Source organism: Nocardioides sp., from assembly GCF_041393715.1.
Classification (GTDB): domain Bacteria; phylum Actinomycetota; class Actinomycetes; order Propionibacteriales; family Nocardioidaceae; genus Nocardioides.
Map to the genome: position 1 here is coordinate 120,830 of NZ_JAWKJQ010000003.1, position 17,595 is coordinate 138,424.

The following is a 17,595-nucleotide window of genomic DNA, read 5'->3' on the forward strand; positions in this document are numbered from 1 at the left end:
TGTTAGACGCTGAGCTGGCTGTCGAAGAGCGCCTTCTCCGCCTCGTCGTTCCACGTGTCGCCCGGTCCGAGCTTCGCGGCGACGTCGGGCAGCCTCTCCTTCAGCTCGTCGAGGCCCATCAGGGGGAGGTCGTGGATCTGGGGGAAGATCAGGACCTTGCCGGAGTAGCTGCCGTCGATCAGCGCCTGGAGACCGTCCTTGGCCGCCCGCATGCCTCCGACCGCGCCCACGATGGACCCGGGTGAGAGCTCGCCCCGGTTGGCCAGGTCGACCACCAGCTGCTGGTCGTGGATGGTCAGCCCGGACGTCCCGGTGTACTGCGCGTTGTCCAGGTAGACCGCGCTCAGGTTCAGCGGCGCGAAGGTGCCGTTGGGCACACCGGCGAAGAAGACCAGCATGCCGTCGGGGTTCATCACCGTGTCGGCCTCGGCCATCACGGCGGAGATGGGGACGCTGACGACCACGTCGTCGGCCCCGCGGTTGTCGGTGATCCCCATGACGAAGTCGTGGAGCGACTGGTCCACGGTCTGGGAGTTGAAGGTGACCAGCTCGCAGTCGTTGCTCTCCGCCAGGTGGGCCAGCCGGTCCTCGAGGCTCTTGAGGCGTTCGTCGCTCACCTCCGTGGCGACGATCGTGCGGGGGCCGTCGGGCTGCTGGATGGCCCTCTGGACGTGCATCAGCCCCATCGGGCCACCGGCGCCCACGAACACGGTGGTGCCGCGCGGGCGCAGGTCGCAGCGGTTGCGCGCCTCGCCGTACGACGCGGCGATGTCCGGGCCTCGGCCGCCGAGATAGGCCGTGTAGTCGTAGTGCAGGCGGCCCACGTCGGTGTCCACCAGGCCGTCCAGCGCGGTCTCGCCGACCAGGTTGAGGGTGCCCCGCCGCGCGATGTGCTTGGCCACGGCCCCGACGGTGGCCGCGGAGCGGGGATCGAGCATGACGATGTCGTCGAACCCGGCGCCGTCGGTCAGCTCGTCGACCAGGGACTGGAAGTTGTCGGTGCCGAGACCGTTGCGCACGACCTTCTCGGCCGAGGTCTGCTCGAGGAGCTTCTCCACCGAGGCCGGCACGTCGGTCATCACGATCGTGGCGGGCGCGTCCAGGCCGGCGGAGAACAGGTAGTCACGCTCGTCCCCGGGGCGGCCGATGACCCACATCGTCCCGCCGGTCTTGGGCTCCAGCCGGCGTCGTTGGGTGTAGGCCGCCATCACGCAGCCCCAGGGCTCGAGCGTCGAGGCCTCGGCGTACCCCATGGTGTCGGGGAGGGGCAGCAGGCAGGCGCCGTCGTCGGTGTCGAGCATCTCCGAGCCCATCAGGTGGTACTGGATGAGCCCGCCGGGAATGGTGTAGCCGTAGGCCGTGCTCTTGCCCTCCTGGTAGATGTCGGGCTGCACCGCCAGCCGCTGGCCGGCGTGGTAGCGGTCCTGGAGGTCCTCTCCGACGTCGATGACCGTCAGGCTGACCTCGTGTCCCAGGCGGGTGGGGTCCGTGGCCAGGTCACGGTGGTAGAGCTTCGGGTGGCTGCCGCCCTGACGCATGATCTTCACGTCGGAGAAGCAGAGCCCCACGCTGTCGATGCGCACCAGCATCTGGTCGGCGGCGGGGGTGGGAACGGGCAGCAGCTCGGGACCGTCGCCCTTGCCCATGTTGTCCTCGCCCGCGCCGTACAGGTTCCAGGCCCAGCTCTGGTCCGGCACGTCGAGATCGGCCGCGCGGTACCGGTCGTACGTCGATGTCATGGTTCCTCCGCAGGTGGATCGGGATGCGGACGACACTACCGAACGTGCCTGATTTGTTGGAAGTAGTTTGCTTCAGAGGGTTGACGAAGGCAAACGGGGGCCGATATGAAGGTATTCACAGATTGGTGTGAGCCCCATCACCGTCATGAACGGGGCCACGCCTCTGGGTGTCCACCTGGCGGCGTCCCGAGACGCGGCCGACTGAGAAAGGACCAGCATGGCGACAGCCACGTCGACCCCGTCCGCCGGCACCGGCGCACGGGTTCACATCCAGAGGTTCGGCACGTTCTTGTCGAACATGATCATGCCGAACATCCCTGCCCTGATCGCGTGGGGCTTCTTCACCGCCCTGTTCATCCCCGTGGGATGGACGCCCAACGACGACCTCACCACGATGGTCGGGCCGGCGATCCACTACCTGCTGCCGATCCTGATCGCCGTCACCGGCGGCAAGATGGTCTATGGCGACCGGGGCGCCGTGGTCGGCGCGTTCGCCACGATGGGTGCCATCGCGGGCTCCGACCTGCTGATCGCGAACTTCAACGCCGACGCCCTCGCCGAGTGGCTGGCCGCCGGCAACGCCGAGGCCGACTTCTCGGCGCTCGGCCAGGTGCACATGTTCATCGGTGCGATGATCCTCGGCCCGCTGTCCGCCGAGGTGATGAAGCGGCTCGACGCCCTCTGGGAGGGCAAGATCCGGCACGGCTTCGAGATGCTGGTCAACATGTTCTCCGCCGGCATCACGGCCTTCGTGATGTCGATCTTCGGCTTCTACGCCGTCGCGCGGCTGGTCAACGCGGTGATGGACGTGCTGAGCAACATGGTGGAGTACCTCGTCAACCACGACCTGCTGCCGCTCACCTCGATCGTGATCGAGCCGGCGAAGGTGATGTTCCTCAACAACGCCATCAACCACGGCGTGCTCACGCCGCTCGGCCTGAGCGAGGCATCGGAGAAGGGCAAGTCGGTCCTGTTCCTGCTGGAGGCCAACCCCGGTCCCGGCCTGGGTCTGCTGGTGGCGTTCGCCCTGTTCGGTCGCGGTGTGGCCAAGGCCACGGCGCCCGGCGCGATCATCATCCACTTCTTCGGCGGCATCCACGAGATCTACTTCCCCTACGTGCTGATGAAGCCCAAGCTGCTGGTCGCGATGATCGCCGCCGGCATGACCGGTGTGGCCATCAACGTCGCCTTCGGGGTGGGCCTGCGCGCGCCCGCGGCGCCGGGGTCGATCATCGCGGTCTACACGCAGACCGCCAAGGGTGACTACTTCGGGGTCACGCTGGGTGTCTTCGGAGCGGCGCTCGTCTCGTTCCTCATCGCCTCGCTGATGCTGCGTCTGGAGAAGGGCGACGACGAGGGCGACCTGGCGGCGGCCACCGCCGACATGGAGGCCCTGAAGGGCAAGCAGTCCTCGGTCGCCTCGGCGCTGACCGGCGGCGGCACGGCCACCGCGGTGGCCACCCGCCCGGTCGAGTCGATCGTGTTCGCCTGCGACGCGGGCATGGGCTCCTCCGCCATGGGTGCCTCCGTGCTCCGCAAGAAGGTCCACGACGCCGGCTTCACCAGCGTCACCGTGGTCAACAAGGCCATCGCGAACCTGTCCGACGACCAGGACCTCGTGGTCACCCACCAGGACCTGACCGACCGGGCCCGGCTCAAGTCGCCCTCGGCGATCCACGTCTCGGTGGAGAACTTCCTCGGGAGCCCTCGCTACGACGAGATCGTGGAGATCGTCCGTGACTCCCACGGAGGCGCCTCGTGACCGTGCTCAGTGAGGAGTCCATCCGCCTGCAGGGGACGGCGTCGACACGCGACGACGCCATCTCCGAGGCCGGCCAGCTGCTGGTCGCGGCGGGCGCAGTGGAGCCGGTGTACGTCGACGCGATGCACGAGCGTGAGACCTCCGTGTCGACCTACATGGGCAACCTGTTGGCGATCCCGCACGGGACGAACGAGGCCAAGGGGTCGATCGTGCGGACGGGGCTGAGCTTCGTGCGCTACGACGACGGCATCGACTGGAACGGCAACCCGGTCAAGTTCGTCCTCGGGATCGCCGGTGCGGTGTCGTCGGGCCGCGCGGTGGTGCGGGCGTCAGGCCAGGCGCAGCAGGGCCGCGACCAGCGCGGCGCCGAAGACCACCACCAGGAACGGCGCCCGCAGCACCAGGGCCACCACGGCGAACCCCAGGGCGGCCAGCCGGGCGTCGAGCACCAACCGGCTTCCGTCGGCGAAGACCTGCACGGCGACCAGCGCCGCGAGCAGCGCGACCGGGATCCGGTCCGCCACCCGCTCCACGACGGGGTGCTCCAGCAGCCGTGCGGGGACGGCCAGGCCGGCCAGCTTCAGCAGGTAGCAACCCGCGGCCGCGACCAGCAGCACGGTCCAGGTCATCGGCCCTCCTCCTCGGGCTCCGTCCGCTCGCCCGGGACCTCGCCCGGGATCTCGGTCGGGTCCGGCCGCCGGGAGAGGACGCCGGCCAGCAGCGCCACCCCGCCGGCGGCGAGCACGGGTACGCCGGCCGCGGTGAGCGGCACCAGCCCGAGGGCCACCGCGGCGGCCGCGACCGCGACCACCCGGTTGGCCGGGTCCTGCAGCCGGGGCCACAGCAGGGCCAGGAAGGCCGCGCCGACGGCCGCGTCGAGGCCATAGGTCCGCGGGTCGCCCATCGCCGCGCCGGCCAGCGCGCCGATCAGGGTGGCGGTGTTCCAGAGCACGAGGATCGAGACACCGGTGGTGAGGAAGCCCACCCGCGCGGCGCGGCGGCTGTCCCGGGTGACGCCCATCGCGGTGGACTCGTCGATCAGGATGTGTGCGGCCGCCACCCGCCGCCAGCCGGTCCAGTCGAGCAGGGGTGCCATCCGCAGCCCGTAGAGCGTGTTGCGGGTGCCGAGCAGCAGCGCCGTCGTCGCCGCGGACAGCGGTGAGCCCCCGGCGGCGACGACGCCGGCGAGCGCGAACTGGGAGGCCCCGGTGAACATCAGCAGCGAGAGCGCGCAGGTCTGGGCGACGGTCAGCCCCGCGGCGACGCCGACCGCGCCGAAGGAGATGCCATAGGCCCCGGTGGCCACCCCCACGCCCAGGCTGTCGCGCACGATCCTGGCGCGCTCCTGGGGCCAGGGCGGGTGGTCGGGCGGCTGCGCGCCGGCGGCTTCCTCGGGCACGCGGGCGACCCTAGCGCCGTGCGGTGGGCGGGTCGGCCCCGGCTCAGGACAACGCGGTGTGCAGCCGCACCTGCTTGACCGTGACCGAGCCGTCGCCGGTGAGGTCGAGGGTGCGGTGCGCCCCGTCGGGGACCAGCCGGCTCCCGTGAGGAAGTGTCGGGTGTCGTCGTCGCCGGCCGCCAGCCAGCAGACCGCCCGGCGGAACCGGTCGGCGAGCAGCGTGTCGACGGCGGCTTGCAGAAGCCGTGACCCGTGGCCGCGGCGCCGCTCGCCGGGGTCCACCGCGAGCTCGGTCAGCTCGGCGTCGGCCACCGGGTCGGCGTCGGGGTCCGTCGCCGGCTGGGTGACCGCCAGGCCCACCACTCGCTGCCGGTCGAGCGCCACCAGCACCCGGTTGCGGGCGTCACCCGGGCGCTGCAGCGACTGCTGCCACCGAGCGGCCGCCGCGGCGACCGTCGCGTCGTCGGCCGGGTCGGGCAGGGCGGAGGGCGGCAGCAGGCCGGCATACCGCTCTCCCCAGGCACGCAGCTGGACCGCCGCCAGCGGGCCGGCGTCGTCGGCCCAGCCGACGCGGACCGAGAGGTCGGCCGAGGGTCCGGTGCTGCTGCTCATGGACCCGATCCTGACACCACCGGGTCGCGAACCCCGCACCGGCGGCGCGCTGCGGTCCACGGCGGGCCGGCCGCCGGCGGGCTTCGGCCGCTGAGACAGGCTGGGCCGGGTGAGCGCCCGCACGTCCGCCTTCCACGCGCTGCGGGTCGTGGCCATCGACGAGCTCACCGACGACGCGGTGGCGCTGACCCTGGAGGTGCCCGAGGAGCTCCGGGAGGAGTACGCCTTCACGGCCGGCCAGCACGTGGCGATCCTCGGTCCCGACGAGGCGCGGCGGCTCTACTCGCTCGCCTCGACGCCGCGCTCGGGGGTGCTCCGGATCGGGGTGAAGAGGCTGGCGGGCGGCACCTTCTCCGAGGGAGTCCTGCCCGGTCTGGCGGTCGGCGACACCCTGCAGGTGATGCGGCCGACCGGCCGGTTCACCGTGGTGCCCGACCGCGGAGCGCGCCGGCGGTACGCCGCGATCGCGGCCGGCTCGGGGATCACGCCGGTGCTGTCGATCATCACCACGCTGCTGGAGGAGGAGCCGCACTCGTCGGTCACGCTCCTCTACGCCAACCGCACCCGTCGCTCGGCGATGTTCGCCGCCGAGCTGGCCGACCTCGAGCGACGCTTCCCCGACCGGTTCCGCCTGCTGCACGTGCTGTCCCGCGAGCCGGCGGACCACGAGCTGCTGTCCGGTCGGCTCGACGGCGAGCGTCTCCCGGCGGTCCTGGACGCCTGGGTCCCGGCCGACGGTGTCGACGCCTGGTTCCTCTGCGGACCCCAGCAGATGGTGCTCGACCTGCGCGACGCCCTCCTGCAGGCCGGGGTGCCCGCCGAGCGGGTTCACGGCGAGCTGTTCCATGCCGACCCCACGCCCCGTCCGGTCCCGGTGGGAGGCACTCGGCTGGTCGGCGACGCCGGCGTCACCATCCGTCTCGACGGGCGCGAGTCGGTCTTCGCCGTCGCGGCCGACGGGGAGTCGATCCTCTCGGCGGCCCTCCGGGTCCGTCCCGACCTGCCCTTCGCCTGCCAGGGCGGGGTCTGCGGCACCTGCCGGGCCCGGCTGGTCGAGGGCACGGTGAGCATGGACGCCAGCTGGGCGCTCGAGCCCGACGACGTCGCCCGGGGCCACGTCCTCACCTGCCAGGCCCACCCCACCTCCGCGCGGGTGGTCCTGGACTACGACGGCTGAGGGGCGCGCGCCGGCGGCGCCGGCTGGGGCGGGCCGACCAGCGCCGCGCCGGCGGTCGCCAGCGCCAGTCCGGCGACCACGGCCGGCCACCAGCCGGCGCGCACGCCGTCGCCGAGCACCAGGACGCCGAGCAGTCCCGGGACCGCGGTCTGGCCGACGATCATCGGCGCGGTCACCGCACTCACGCTGCCGCGGGCCAGCCCGGTGGAGTAGAGCCAGAAGCCGAGCAGCCCGAAGGCCGACACCGCCACGGCGGCCAGCACCACCGGCCAGCTGGCCGGCCAGGTGACGCCGCGCACGGCCAGCGCCGAGCCGGCGTAGGCCAGTCCGGAGAGCGCCCCGAACCACTCGCCGGGCGGATCCTGGCCGAGCGCCGCCGCCATCAGCAGCCCGGCGATGCCGGCGTACAGGACGGCGACGAAGGCGGGGGAGACCCGCACCTCGCCCGCGGCACCGGCGCCGCCGGCGAGCAGGAACAGGCCGAGCACCACGGCTGCCACCGCGGCCACCTGGCGCGCCGTCACGTGCTCGGCGACCCGTCGTGCGGCGATCGCGGAGATGGGGAGCGACAGCGCGATGCTCGCCTGCGCGAGATAGAGGGGGAGCAGCCAGATCGCCACCGCGTGCAGCACGAACCCCCCGAGGTAGGCGGCCACCACCACCAGGATGAGCGGGTGCCGGACGGCGGCGCCGACGAAGGCGCCCAGTCGGCGGGTCCCGTGCGGCAGCTGGCGCACGGCGTGCGCCTGCAGCACCGCCGCCGTGCCGAACAGTGCGGCGGCGCCCAGCCCGGCCAGCAGCCCCAGGACCACGAGCGCTCAGCCCGCCACGACGCCGGCCACGGCGCTCAGCGGTAGTGGTCCTGCAGCGGCTCGCCCACCTTGACGGCGGGCTTGGGGCTGCGCAGGAACCGCATCAGCATCGACCGGTTGAACGCGTAGAACAGCAGCCCGCGGGTCGGCTGTCCGGGCAGCCGCTGGGCCATCTCGCGGCGGATCCGGAGCCGCAGCATCACGGTCTCGATGATCATCGTCAGGAAGACGGCGTAGAAGATCAGGCTGGCGGTGGCGATCACCCAGGCGATCTGCTTGCCCTGGCCGACCCAGCTGGCGACGAGCGAGACCAGCAGCACCGGGATCAGCACCTCCATGAGCATGATCCGCTGGTCGACGAGGTCGCGGACCAGCGCCTTCGCGGGTCCGGCGTCGCGGGACAGCACCCGCCGCTCGCGCTCCTGCATGGCGAGCTCGCGTCTCGACTTGGGAGCCGCCTTGGCGCGGGCGCGAGCCGCGGCCTCGGCCTCCTTGCGGGTCGGCGTCGGCCGGCCCTTGCCGTCCGGCTTGGGCGGGAGCTGCTCGGTCGACTCGGACTCGGGCTTGCGACGGCGGAACACGGGCACGGCTTTCGGTCGGGTGGCACGGGGTTCTCACCCTACCGGTGGGTTCGACGGCGGCCGGCGCGCGCACCGAGCGCCGGCCGACGTGCCGACGGGGGAGTGCTCGCCGCGCTTGGCGATTGAAACTAGGGTGGAGGGCACGAGGTCCCCGCCGAGGGACCCCAGAAACGGGAGGGACACCGCCCCCATGAGCCTGTGGCAGCGCATCACGATGCTCTTCAAGACCAAGGCCCACAAGGCCCTGGACCGGGCAGAGGACCCGCGCGAGACGCTCGACTACAGCTACCAGCGTCAGACCGAGCTGCTCGCGAAGGTACGCCGCGGCGTCGCCGACGTCGCCACCAGCCGCAAGCGCGTCGAGATCCAGGTGAGCCAGCTGGAGCAGCAGTCCGCGAAGCTCACCGAGCAGGCGCAGAAGGCGCTGGAGATGAACCGCGAGGACCTCGCCCGTGAGGCGCTGACCCGCAAGTCCGGCCTGACGACGCAGATCGCCGACCTCCAGGGACAGCTGACCCAGCTCCAGGGGGAGGAGGAGAAGCTCACCCTGGCCCAGCAGCGGCTGGCGGCCAAGGTCGAGTCCTTCCGCACCCGCAAGGAGACGATCAAGGCGACCTACACCGCCGCCGAGGCGCAGACCCGCATCAACGAGGCGGTCTCCGGCATCGGCGAGGAGATGGGCGACGTGGGCCTGGCCATCCAGCGCGCCGAGGACAAGACCGCCCAGATGCAGGCCCGGGCGGGCGCGATCGACGAGCTGATCGCCTCGGGTGCGCTCGACGACGTGAGCTCGCTCTCGCGTGGTGACGACATCGCCCGCGAGCTCGAGGCGATGAGCTCCCAGGCAGACGTCGAGGCCGAGCTCGCGGCCCTCAAGGGCGCCAGCCGGCCCGAGGCGATCGAGGCGCCTCCGAGCGGCGACATCCTGGCCGAGGAGACGACTCCCGAGGCCGTGGAGCAGGGTGAGTCGTCGTGATCGTCCGGATCCTCGGCGAGGGGCAGTTCGACGTCCCCGACGACGCGCTGTCCGCTCTCAACGAGCACGACGGCGCGGTCGAGTCGGCGATCGGGAGCGGTGACGAGGCGGCGTTCGAGGCCGCGCTCGGGGCGCTGCTCGACGCCGTACGCTCCGTCGGCACCACCCACCAGGTGGACTCCCTCGACGAGTCCGACGCGATCCTGCCCCCGGCCGACGCGTCCCTGGAGGAGGTCCGGGCGATGCTCGCCGACGACGGCCTGATCCCCGGCTGAGCGGCATCCGATGGCCCGTTCCCGTTTCCTGAACGACTCCGGTCTGACCCTGCGGATGACCTCGGTCATGCTGCTGCTCGGCGGGGTGTTCGTGGCGTTCTTCGTCACGCTGATGTTCCTGATGCCCGTGGAGTACACCCCGATCATCGGGTTGGTCGGCATCGGCATCGCCTTCTTCCAGTGGTGGAACAGCGACACCGTGGCGATGCGGGCGATGCGCGCCCGCGAGGTCACCCCCGAGCAGGCGCCCGAGCTGCACGCGATGGTCGACCGGCTCTGCGCGATGGCCGACATGCCCAAGCCCCGGGTCGGCATCGCCGACCTCGACCTGCCCAACGCGTTCGCCACCGGCCGCTCGCCCGAGCGGGCGGTCGTCTGCGTGACCACCGGCATCCTCGGCAAGCTCACCGCCGAGGAGCTCGAGGGAGTGCTCGCGCACGAGCTGTCGCATGTCGCCCATCGCGACGTGCTGGTGATGACCATCGCCTCCTCGGCGGGCATCGTCGCCGGCATGCTGACCCGCGGTGCGCAGTTCGCCGGCCTCGGTCGGTCGCGCAACAGCAACGGGGTGCCTGCCTATCTGCTGGTGCTGGCGGTGAGCCTGACCGTCTACGCCGTCAGCTTCCTCCTGACCCGGATGCTCTCGCGCTACCGCGAGCTGTGCGCCGACCGCTCGGGCGCCTACCTCACGATGAATCCCCAGGCGCTGGCCTCCGCGCTGCAGAAGATCACCGGCGAGATGGCGGCCATCCCGCAGCGCGACCTGCGGGCCAGCAGCGCCATGAACGCCTTCTTCATCGCTCCCGCGATCAGTGGCGCGACCCTGCGCACCCTGAGCGCGACCCACCCTTCGCTGGAGCAGCGGCTGGAGCAGCTGGCCCGCATCCAGGCCGAGCTTTCTCGTCCCCAGGGCTGACCGGATGCGCCTGTGGGAGGCCGTCACCGGTCGGCGGCGGACGAAGGGACCCGACCTCGACGCGCTGTTCGGGGTCCCGGCCGCGGCCGTGTCGCTGCAGGCGGCGATGGGCTTCCTGCCCACCGGCAGTGGGTCGGTGTGCTTCCGGGCGGCCGCCGGCGCCGCCTTCCACGCGCTCCAGAACGACGTCATCGCGGTGATCCAGGCCGACCCCGACAAGCCCGACGTCGAGGTGAGCGTCGACGGCTACGGCTACACCTGGCTGGTCGTCCATCGCGACCCGGGCGACCTCGCCGGCCTGTGCACCGACCTGCACGTCGTCAACACCACCCTGGTGGAGCAGGGCTTCGCCGGTGGGCTGCTGTGCACGATGGTGCCCTTCGCCGACCCGTCGGGGCGCCGCTTCGGGCTGGTCTACCTCTACCAGCAGGGCACCTTCTACGCCTTCGCGCCGGTGGCCGCGTCCTCCGGGTCGGGGACCTCGGCGGCCACGGAGCCCCCGCAGGCCCGCGACAACCTGCTGGAGATCTCGGTGCGCGACCAGCTCTCCGGTGAGCTTCCGATGGAGGCCGACCTCTCCCGGTGGCTGGCCGTCTGGGGCGCCCCCGGCCTCTGACCGCGACGTGCGGGAAATGGTCGCGCGAGATGCGGGAAATGGTCGCGCGAGATGCGCGACATGGTCGCGCGACGCGCCGGCCGACGTACGCCGGTCAGTCGCGGTGGGACTTGCCGGGCAGGTCGAGCATCCGCTGCAGGGCCACCAGGGCATCGCGCTCCGTGTCGGGGTCGACGGTGATCTGGTTGACCACCACGCCGGCGACCAGGGACTCCAGCGCCCAGACCAGGTGCGGCAGGTCGATCCGGTTCATCGTGGAGCAGTAGCAGACGTTGCGGTCGAGGAAGGCGATCGTCTTGTCCGGGTGCCGGTCGGCCAGCCGCTTCACCAGGTTGAGCTCGGTGGCGATCGCGAACGACGACCCCGCCGGCGCCGCCTCGACGGTCTTGATGATGAACTCCGTCGACCCGACGAGGTCGGCCTTCAGCACCACCTCGTGCTGGCACTCGGGGTGCACCAGGATGGTGATCTCCGGGTCCTTCGCGCGCAGCTCGTCGACGACGTCGGGGGAGAACCGGCCGTGCACGGAGCAGTGGCCCTTCCAGAGGATCATCCGGGCGTCGCGCAGCTGTTCGGCGGTGAGCCCGCCACCGGGCTGCAGCGGGTCCCAGACCACGCAGTCATCGAGGGAGAAGCCCATCTTGAGCACCGCGGTGTTGCGCCCGAGGTGCTGGTCGGGCAGGAACAGCACCTTCGTGTCGGCGCCGTGCTGGGAGAAGGCCCAGTCGAGCGCCACGTCGGCGTTGGACGAGGTGCACACGACGCCCCCGTGGCGGCCGCAGAACGCCTTGATGTCGGCGCTGGAGTTCATGTAGGTCACCGGGGTGACCAGGTCGGCCACGCCCGCGTCCTCCAGCGCGGCCCAGGCGTCCTCGACCTGGGCGAGCCGGGCCATGTCGGCCATCGAGCAGCCGGCCGCCAGGTCGGGCAGGATCACCCGCTGCTCCGGTGCGGTCAGGATGTCGGCCGACTCCGCCATGAAGTGGACGCCGCAGAACACGACGTACTCCGCCTCCGGGCGGGCCGCGGCGTCGCGCGCCAGCTTGAAGGAGTCGCCGGTGACGTCGGCGAACTGGATCACCTCGTCGCGCTGGTAGTGGTGGCCGAGCACGAACAGCCGCTCCCCGAGTGCCTCCTTCGCCGCGCGGGCCCGCTCGACCAGCGACGGGTCGGACGCGGGCGGCAGGTCGCCGGGACACTCGACGCCGCGCTCGGGGTCGAGGTCACGGCCACGGCCGAGGGGCAGCAGAGGGAGGTCGATCGCCATGACCGGAAGCCTATGCCGGTGCCGCAGCCCGTTCCCGGGGGCGTCCGGGTCACAGGAACGTCGGGTGCGGGAGGTACGGCGCGGGCGGGCGCAGGTGGCGTACGGCCAGGAAGCCCCGGTTGTAGACGGCGAGCCGGGCCTCGAGCGCCACGTCCAGGGCCCACTGGTTGGCCGCGGTGACGTGACCGATCTCGACGGGGACCTCGGGGTCGGAGCCGGCCAGGCCCTCCCACATCAGGGACCGCGCGGTCTTGCGGTGGGTGGCGGCCAGCACCACCGTGCCGCCGGCCGGGTCGACGTAGGCGTAGCCGGACCCGGCCGGCCGGTCGGAGACGAGGAGGCGGAACCGCTCGGCCATCACCGGGTGGTCGGGGCCGTGTGCGGCACCGCGGACCCGGCGGTCGATGCTGTCCATCAGGTCGAAGTCGTCGGGGCCGCCGTCGCGGACGTGCCGGATCCCCACGGGCAGGTCGGCGCGGCTGACGTGGCCCCAGAGCAGCATCTGCGGGTGCAGGGCGAACCCGACCGACCGGTAGAGCCGGGCCGCCCGCGGGTCGGGGGAGGCGTTGAGCATCCCGCGCAGGCAGCCGCGTCCGTGCGCCAGGGCCGCGGCGAGCAGCTGCCGTCCGATGCCCGACCCCTGCTGCCCGGGGGTCACGGCGTACGACGCCAGCACCCACATCAGCTCCCGCACCAGTGAGGTGGCGATGCCGACGACCTCGCCGCCACGGTCGGCGACCCAGCAGCCGGCGGGGTCGGTCTCCAGCAGGTGGCCGGTGCGCCGCTGCCAGTCGGACCCGCGCTCGGGGGAGCGCCGCACCGGCTCGGGCCAGGCGCGCTGGTAGCTGGCCAGGTCGACCTCGTAGTAGGCCCGCGCCGAGAGCGCCTCGGCGGCGGGGAGGTCCTCGGGCGCCATCGGACGGATGAGGACGTCGTGCGAACCGGTCGTCATGGCGACCCGAGCGTACGACGGCCGCCCGGGCCCCGGCAGGATGGGCGCATGCGGGTCCTGATCGCCCCCGACAAGTTCGCGGGCACCCTGACGGCCGTCGAGGCGTCCCGGGCGATCGCCGAGGGCTGGGGGCGACGCGCGCCCCTCGACGACCTGGACCTGGCACCGATGGCCGACGGCGGACCCGGCTTCGTCGACGTGCTGCACGCGACCCTCGGCGGGGAGCTGGCGGCGGTGACCGTGGCCGGTCCGTTCGGGGAGCCGACACCCGCGACGGTGCTCCTGGTGGGCGAGACCGCCTATGTCGAGAGCGCGCAGGCGTGCGGCCTGGAGCTGACCGGCACCGATCGCCCCGAGACGGCCGGCTCCCGCGGCGTCGGTGACCTGGTCGGCGCCGCCGTCGACGCGGGCGCGACGACCGTCGTGGTCGGGCTCGGCGGCTCCGGCACCACCGACGGGGGCGCCGGGCTGCTGGCGGCGCTCGGCGCGGTCGGCGACGCCGACCTGGGCTCCGGGCCGATGCCACTGGCCGGCCTCACCACGGTCGACCTCGCGCCGGCGCGGGAGCGCCTGCGGGGAGTCGCCCTGGTGGCCGCCACCGACGTCGACAACCCGCTGACCGGGCTGTTCGGGGCCGCCAAGACCTACGGGCCGCAGAAGGGTCTGACCGACGACCGACTGCCCGCCGTCGACGCGGCCCTGGAGGCGCTGGCGGAGGCCGTCGGCCGGCGGATCTCCCTCGAACCGGGCGCCGGTGCCGCCGGCGGGCTGGGCTTCGCGCTGCTGGCGCTCGGGGCCGCGCGCGAGCCCGGGGTCGGCCTGGTGGCCGAGGCGGTCGGGCTCGCCGAGCGGGCACGGCGGGCGGACCTGGTGATCACGGGGGAGGGCTCCTTCGACTTCTCCAGCCGGTCCGGCAAGGTCCCCTACGGCGTGGCCGCGGTGGCCGGTGAGGCGCTGCGACCCTGCATCGCCCTGGCCGGGGAGGTCCTCGTGGGCGCTCGGGAGATGCGAGCGCTCGGCATGGAGTCGGCGTACTCCCTGGTCGAGCTGGTCGGCCGGGAGCGGGCCTTCGCCGACCCCGCCGCCGCGCTGGCGGACCTGGCCGAGCGGGTCGCCCGCACCTGGTCACGCGGCGGATAGGCCCCCGGGCGCGGCGCGCGTCGTGCCCGCTCGGGGAATAACCACCGATGTGGGACGATTGGACCCGATGAGGCGGTCCCACGCGCCGTCCTCCGCACGTACGTCGCCACGACCCGAGCCCCGCAGGAGCGAGCATGACCGACCAGGTCCAGACCACCGACGAGCGCCGTGCCGACTCGATCAACCTCAGCGCCGAGGCCGGCGCCAAGGTGAGGAGCCTGCTCGCGCAGGAGGGCCGTGACGACCTGCAGCTGCGGATCTCGGTGCAGCCGGGTGGCTGCTCCGGACTTCGCTACCAGCTCTTCTTCGACGAGCGCACCCTCGACGGCGACGTGGTCACCGACTTCGACGGCGTCGCCGTGGTCGTCGACCGGATGAGCGTCCCCTACCTCAACGGCGCGCTGATCGACTTCGTCGACACCATCGAGAAGCAGGGCTTCACCATCGACAACCCCAACGCCACCGGCTCCTGCGCCTGCGGCGACTCCTTCCACTGAGCCACTGAGCTGACCGCCGCTGGATCGGCGGGCCAGACACCACGAGATCCCCGGCGCCCCACGGTGCACGGGGATCTCGTGCTTCTCGAGGTCGGGTGACCTGGTCAGTCCAGGTGCAGGTGCAGGGCAGCGGCGAGCCGGGCGGCCGCCTCGCTGATCTCGATGTCGCGCTTGCCGACCTCGCGTGGGAAGTCGGCGTAGTGCAGGCTCGGCGCGGGTGCCAGGGCCCGCTCGGCGGCCCGCTGCAGGGGCGGCAGCCGCAGGTTCTGGCCGACGGCGCGGCAGTCCGCGGTGGTACGCCGCCAGGCGTCGAGGGACTCGGGCGCGAGCAGGGGGTCGGGCATGTCCACGACGCTACGGGCTACTGGCGAGTACCCCCAGCACTACCGGCCGGTAGTCTTCCGCGTCATGTCGCTGCTGATCGCAGGCTCCATCGCCACCGACCACCTGATGAGCTTCGGGGGCAGGTTCTCGGACTCGCTCGTCGTCGACCAGCTCGACAAGCTGTCGGTGTCGTTCCTTGTCGACGATCTGGAGATCCGTCGCGGCGGCGTGGCGCCCAACATGTGCTTCGGGCTCGGCCGGCTCGGACTGCGTCCGGTCCTGGTCGGCGCCGCGGGTGAGGACTTCGCCGACTACCGCTCCTGGCTGGAGCGGCACGGCGTGGACTGCGACTCGGTGCACATCTCCGAGTCCCAGCACACCGCCCGGTTCGTGTGCACCACCGACGCCTCGATGGCGCAGTTCGCGTCGTTCTACCCCGGTGCGATGAGCGAGGCCCGGTTGATCGAGCTCGCACCGATCGCCGCGCGCGTCGGCGCCCCCGACTACGTGCTGGTCGGCGCCGACGACCCGGAGGCGATGCGTCGGCACACCGAGGAGTGCCGCCAGCGCGGCTACCCGTTCATCGCCGACCCGAGCCAGCAGCTGGCGTTCTCCGAGGGTGCGCTGATCCGCGAGCTCGTGGACGGCGCGGCCCTGCTCTTCTCCAACGAGTACGAGTCGCACATGATCGAGGCCAAGACCGGCTGGTCGGGCGACGACATCCTCGACCGGGTCGGTGTCCAGGTGACGACCCTCGGGGCCCAGGGCGTGCGCGTGCAGGGTCGGGGGATCGAGGCCTTCGAGCTCCCGGCGGTCGCGGAGGTGGAGGCGATCGAGCCCACCGGCGTCGGTGACGCGTTCCGGGCCGGCTTCCTCGCCGGCCTGGCCTGGGACCTCGGACTCGAACGGGCCGCCCAGGTCGGCTGTGTGCTGGCGGCCTACGTGGTCGAGACCGTCGGCACCCAGGAGTACTCCTTCACCGCCGACGACTTCACCGCGCGGCTCGGCCGGCAGTACGGCCCGGTCGCCGCGGCCGAGGTCGACGAGCGGCTCGGCGCCCGCTAGACCCGCCGGACCACGACGTAGCGCGGGGTGCCGTCGGCGGCGGCGTCGTGGCCGGCGTACTCCTGGCGGCGCATGCGGCACCACGCCGGGATGTCGGTGCGGGCGGCGACGTCGTCGGCCAGGACGGCCACGGCGGCGCCGAGCGGGACGCCGCCGATGGCCCGGGCCAGCTCGATGACCGGGCGCGGGCAGGGCAGGCCACGGCAGTCGAGCTCAAGCGCGACCTCGGGGCTCATGGCCCGACCCGCGCTCGGAGCTCGGCGACGACCTCGGGCAGCACGGCCAGGAAGCGGTCGACGTCGTCGTCGGTGGTCTCCCGCGTGAGCGAGAGCCGCACGTTGCCGTGGGTGAGCACCCCCATCGCCGCCAGCACGTGGCTCGGGGTGAGCGTGGACGCGGTGCAGGCCGAACCGCTGGCGATCCCGAAGCCCCGCCTGTCGAGCTCGGTGACCAGCGCCTCGCCGTCGACGTAGAGGCACGAGAACGTCACCAGGTGGGGCAGCCGGTCGGTGGGGTCGCCGACGACCTCCACGTCGGGCACGGTCGCGCCCACGGTGGCCCGGACCCGCTCGACCATCGCCCGCTGGCGGGCGGACACCTCGTCGCGCTCGGCCACCACCGCCTGCAGGGCGGCGGCCGCGGCCAGCGCCGCCGGGACGTTCTCGAAGCCGGCCGCACGCTCGTCGACCCGGTCGTCCCCGGGGAACGGGTTGCGCCAGACCGAGCCCTTCCGCACCAGGAGTACGCCGACCCCGGCGGGTCCGCCCCACTTGTGAGCCGACGCCGCCGCCGCCGACCAGCCCGCAGGGAGGGGCATCCGCCCGGCCGAGGCGCAGGCGTCGACGAACAGCGGGGTGTCCCCGGCCAGCGCGTCGAGGACGGCGGCGACCGGCTGCAGCGTGCCGACCTCGTGGTTGGCGCTCTGGACCGCGGCGACGGCCACCGGGCCGGCCTCGGCGACGACGTCGGCCGCCGCCGACGGGTCCACCGCGCCGAGTCGGGTGACCGGGAGCTCGTGCACCGGCTCGCCGGTCCAGCGGGTGGCGTGTCGCACCGCGGAGTGCTCGACGGCGCCGACCAGGAACCCACCGGCGCTGCGGGCCCGGCCGCGGTGCAGCCCGAGCAGCCCGCGGTGGACCGCCTCGGTCCCGGAGCCGGTGAAGGTCACCTCGTCGGCGCGGACGCCGAGCGCCTGCGCCGTGACCTCGCGGGCGTTGTCGAGGAGCAGCCGCGCCGCCCGCCCCGGACCGTGCAGCCGTCGCGGGTCGGCGTACCCCTGCTCCGCCGCGCGGAGCAGCACGTCCCGCGCCGCGGGGTGGAGCGGCTCGGCGGAGGCCGAGTCGAGATAGACCGGGCGGGTGGCGGTGGCCCGGTCACCGGCCCCGTCACCGGCCCCGTCACCGGCCCCGTCACCGGCGGAGTCGTGGCGGGAGTCGTCGGGGGAGGGGCGATCCGACACACGTGCAAACTACCCGGTGCCCCAGC

19 protein-coding genes and 1 pseudogene are annotated in these 17,595 nt (G+C 72.9%); 10 read left to right on the plus strand and 10 right to left on the minus strand.

Features of this window, described 5'->3' with window-relative positions; all coding sequences use genetic code 11:
- Window positions 1-2: 2 nt before the first annotated feature.
- Window positions 3-1,739 carry an alcohol dehydrogenase catalytic domain-containing protein gene (locus tag R2740_RS05940; protein WP_371301770.1) on the minus strand — a complete coding sequence of 579 codons (1,737 nt, stop codon included), beginning with the start codon at window positions 1,737-1,739 and terminating at the stop codon, window positions 3-5.
- Between the two features lie 304 nt (window positions 1,740-2,043).
- Here R2740_RS05940 and R2740_RS05945 point away from each other — a divergent pair, with 304 nt between their 5' ends.
- Window positions 2,044-3,501, plus strand: coding sequence for a PTS mannitol transporter subunit IICB (locus tag R2740_RS05945; protein ID WP_371301771.1), 1,458 nt, complete (start codon window positions 2,044-2,046; stop codon window positions 3,499-3,501).
- Window positions 3,502-3,503: 2 nt separating this feature from the next.
- Window positions 3,504-3,737, plus strand: a pseudogene (locus R2740_RS05950) (PTS sugar transporter subunit IIA); the annotation flags it as partial.
- Between the two features lie 93 nt (window positions 3,738-3,830).
- Here the strand turns inward: R2740_RS05950 and R2740_RS05955 are convergent.
- Together R2740_RS05955 and R2740_RS05960 are read right to left on the minus strand one after the other, a co-directional pair.
- The gene (locus tag R2740_RS05955; protein ID WP_371301772.1) at window positions 3,831-4,130 is read right to left on the minus strand and encodes an AzlD domain-containing protein; all 300 of its coding nucleotides are present in this window, start codon (window positions 4,128-4,130) and stop codon (window positions 3,831-3,833) included.
- Window positions 4,127-5,512: a GNAT family N-acetyltransferase gene (locus R2740_RS05960; RefSeq protein WP_371301773.1), complete on the minus strand. Its 1,386-nt coding sequence runs from the start codon at window positions 5,510-5,512 to the stop codon at window positions 4,127-4,129. The genes R2740_RS05955 and R2740_RS05960 overlap by 4 nt, the downstream gene beginning before the upstream one ends.
- Before the next feature lie 109 nt (window positions 5,513-5,621).
- Between R2740_RS05960 and R2740_RS05965 the strand changes: the two genes are divergently transcribed.
- The gene (locus R2740_RS05965) at window positions 5,622-6,689 is read left to right on the plus strand and encodes a 2Fe-2S iron-sulfur cluster-binding protein (RefSeq protein ID WP_371301774.1); all 1,068 of its coding nucleotides are present in this window, start codon (window positions 5,622-5,624) and stop codon (window positions 6,687-6,689) included.
- Here R2740_RS05965 and R2740_RS05970 read toward each other — a convergent pair.
- Both R2740_RS05970 and R2740_RS05975 read right to left on the minus strand, forming a co-directional pair.
- Window positions 6,677-7,501 carry a hypothetical protein gene (locus R2740_RS05970; RefSeq protein WP_371301775.1) on the minus strand — a complete coding sequence of 275 codons (825 nt, stop codon included), beginning with the start codon at window positions 7,499-7,501 and terminating at the stop codon, window positions 6,677-6,679. The genes R2740_RS05965 and R2740_RS05970 overlap by 13 nt on opposite strands.
- A 35-nt stretch (window positions 7,502-7,536) precedes the next feature.
- Window positions 7,537-8,088, minus strand: a complete 552-nt coding sequence (locus R2740_RS05975; RefSeq protein WP_371301776.1) for a DUF3043 domain-containing protein — start codon at window positions 8,086-8,088, stop codon at window positions 7,537-7,539.
- A 184-nt stretch (window positions 8,089-8,272) separates the two neighbouring features.
- Here R2740_RS05975 and R2740_RS05980 point away from each other — a divergent pair, with 184 nt between their 5' ends.
- From R2740_RS05980 to R2740_RS05995, 4 genes are read left to right on the plus strand one after another with little or no spacing between them, the layout of a single operon-like run.
- The gene (locus tag R2740_RS05980; protein ID WP_371301777.1) at window positions 8,273-9,058 is read left to right on the plus strand and encodes a PspA/IM30 family protein; all 786 of its coding nucleotides are present in this window, start codon (window positions 8,273-8,275) and stop codon (window positions 9,056-9,058) included.
- On the plus strand, window positions 9,055-9,333 hold the full coding sequence (locus R2740_RS05985; protein WP_371301778.1) for a hypothetical protein: 279 nt from the start codon (window positions 9,055-9,057) through the stop codon (window positions 9,331-9,333). The genes R2740_RS05980 and R2740_RS05985 overlap by 4 nt, the downstream gene beginning before the upstream one ends.
- 10 nt (window positions 9,334-9,343) lie before the next feature.
- The gene (gene htpX, locus R2740_RS05990) at window positions 9,344-10,249 is read left to right on the plus strand and encodes a zinc metalloprotease HtpX (RefSeq protein ID WP_371301779.1); all 906 of its coding nucleotides are present in this window, start codon (window positions 9,344-9,346) and stop codon (window positions 10,247-10,249) included.
- Between the two features lie 4 nt (window positions 10,250-10,253).
- A complete protein-coding gene (locus tag R2740_RS05995) occupies window positions 10,254-10,865 on the plus strand; it encodes a hypothetical protein (RefSeq protein ID WP_371301780.1) in 612 nt (203 codons plus the stop codon).
- Between the two features lie 94 nt (window positions 10,866-10,959).
- On the opposite strand, the gene nadA is transcribed toward R2740_RS05995, so the two are convergent.
- Both nadA and R2740_RS06005 read right to left on the minus strand, forming a co-directional pair.
- Window positions 10,960-12,132, minus strand: a complete 1,173-nt coding sequence (gene nadA, locus R2740_RS06000) for a quinolinate synthase NadA (RefSeq protein ID WP_371301781.1) — start codon at window positions 12,130-12,132, stop codon at window positions 10,960-10,962.
- A 49-nt stretch (window positions 12,133-12,181) separates the two neighbouring features.
- A complete protein-coding gene (locus R2740_RS06005) occupies window positions 12,182-13,084 on the minus strand; it encodes a GNAT family N-acetyltransferase (protein ID WP_371301782.1) in 903 nt (300 codons plus the stop codon).
- 48 nt (window positions 13,085-13,132) lie between these two features.
- Between R2740_RS06005 and R2740_RS06010 the strand changes: the two genes are divergently transcribed.
- Both R2740_RS06010 and R2740_RS06015 read left to right on the plus strand, forming a co-directional pair.
- Window positions 13,133-14,224, plus strand: a complete 1,092-nt coding sequence (locus R2740_RS06010) for a glycerate kinase (RefSeq protein ID WP_371301783.1) — start codon at window positions 13,133-13,135, stop codon at window positions 14,222-14,224.
- A 134-nt stretch (window positions 14,225-14,358) separates the two neighbouring features.
- On the plus strand, window positions 14,359-14,721 hold the full coding sequence (locus R2740_RS06015) for a HesB/IscA family protein (RefSeq protein ID WP_371301784.1): 363 nt from the start codon (window positions 14,359-14,361) through the stop codon (window positions 14,719-14,721).
- Between the two features lie 104 nt (window positions 14,722-14,825).
- On the opposite strand, the gene R2740_RS06020 is transcribed toward R2740_RS06015, so the two are convergent.
- Window positions 14,826-15,065 carry a hypothetical protein gene (locus tag R2740_RS06020; protein ID WP_371301785.1) on the minus strand — a complete coding sequence of 80 codons (240 nt, stop codon included), beginning with the start codon at window positions 15,063-15,065 and terminating at the stop codon, window positions 14,826-14,828.
- A 64-nt stretch (window positions 15,066-15,129) separates the two neighbouring features.
- Between R2740_RS06020 and R2740_RS06025 the strand changes: the two genes are divergently transcribed.
- On the plus strand, window positions 15,130-16,110 hold the full coding sequence (locus R2740_RS06025) for a carbohydrate kinase family protein (protein WP_371301786.1): 981 nt from the start codon (window positions 15,130-15,132) through the stop codon (window positions 16,108-16,110).
- On the opposite strand, the gene R2740_RS06030 is transcribed toward R2740_RS06025, so the two are convergent.
- Together R2740_RS06030 and R2740_RS06035 are read right to left on the minus strand one after the other, a co-directional pair.
- Window positions 16,107-16,346: a sulfurtransferase TusA family protein gene (locus R2740_RS06030; RefSeq protein WP_371301787.1), complete on the minus strand. Its 240-nt coding sequence runs from the start codon at window positions 16,344-16,346 to the stop codon at window positions 16,107-16,109. The genes R2740_RS06025 and R2740_RS06030 overlap by 4 nt on opposite strands.
- On the minus strand, window positions 16,343-17,569 hold the full coding sequence (locus R2740_RS06035) for a cysteine desulfurase family protein (RefSeq protein ID WP_371301788.1): 1,227 nt from the start codon (window positions 17,567-17,569) through the stop codon (window positions 16,343-16,345). Before R2740_RS06035 ends, R2740_RS06030 begins: the two co-directional genes overlap by 4 nt.
- Window positions 17,570-17,595: the final 26 nt, after the last annotated feature.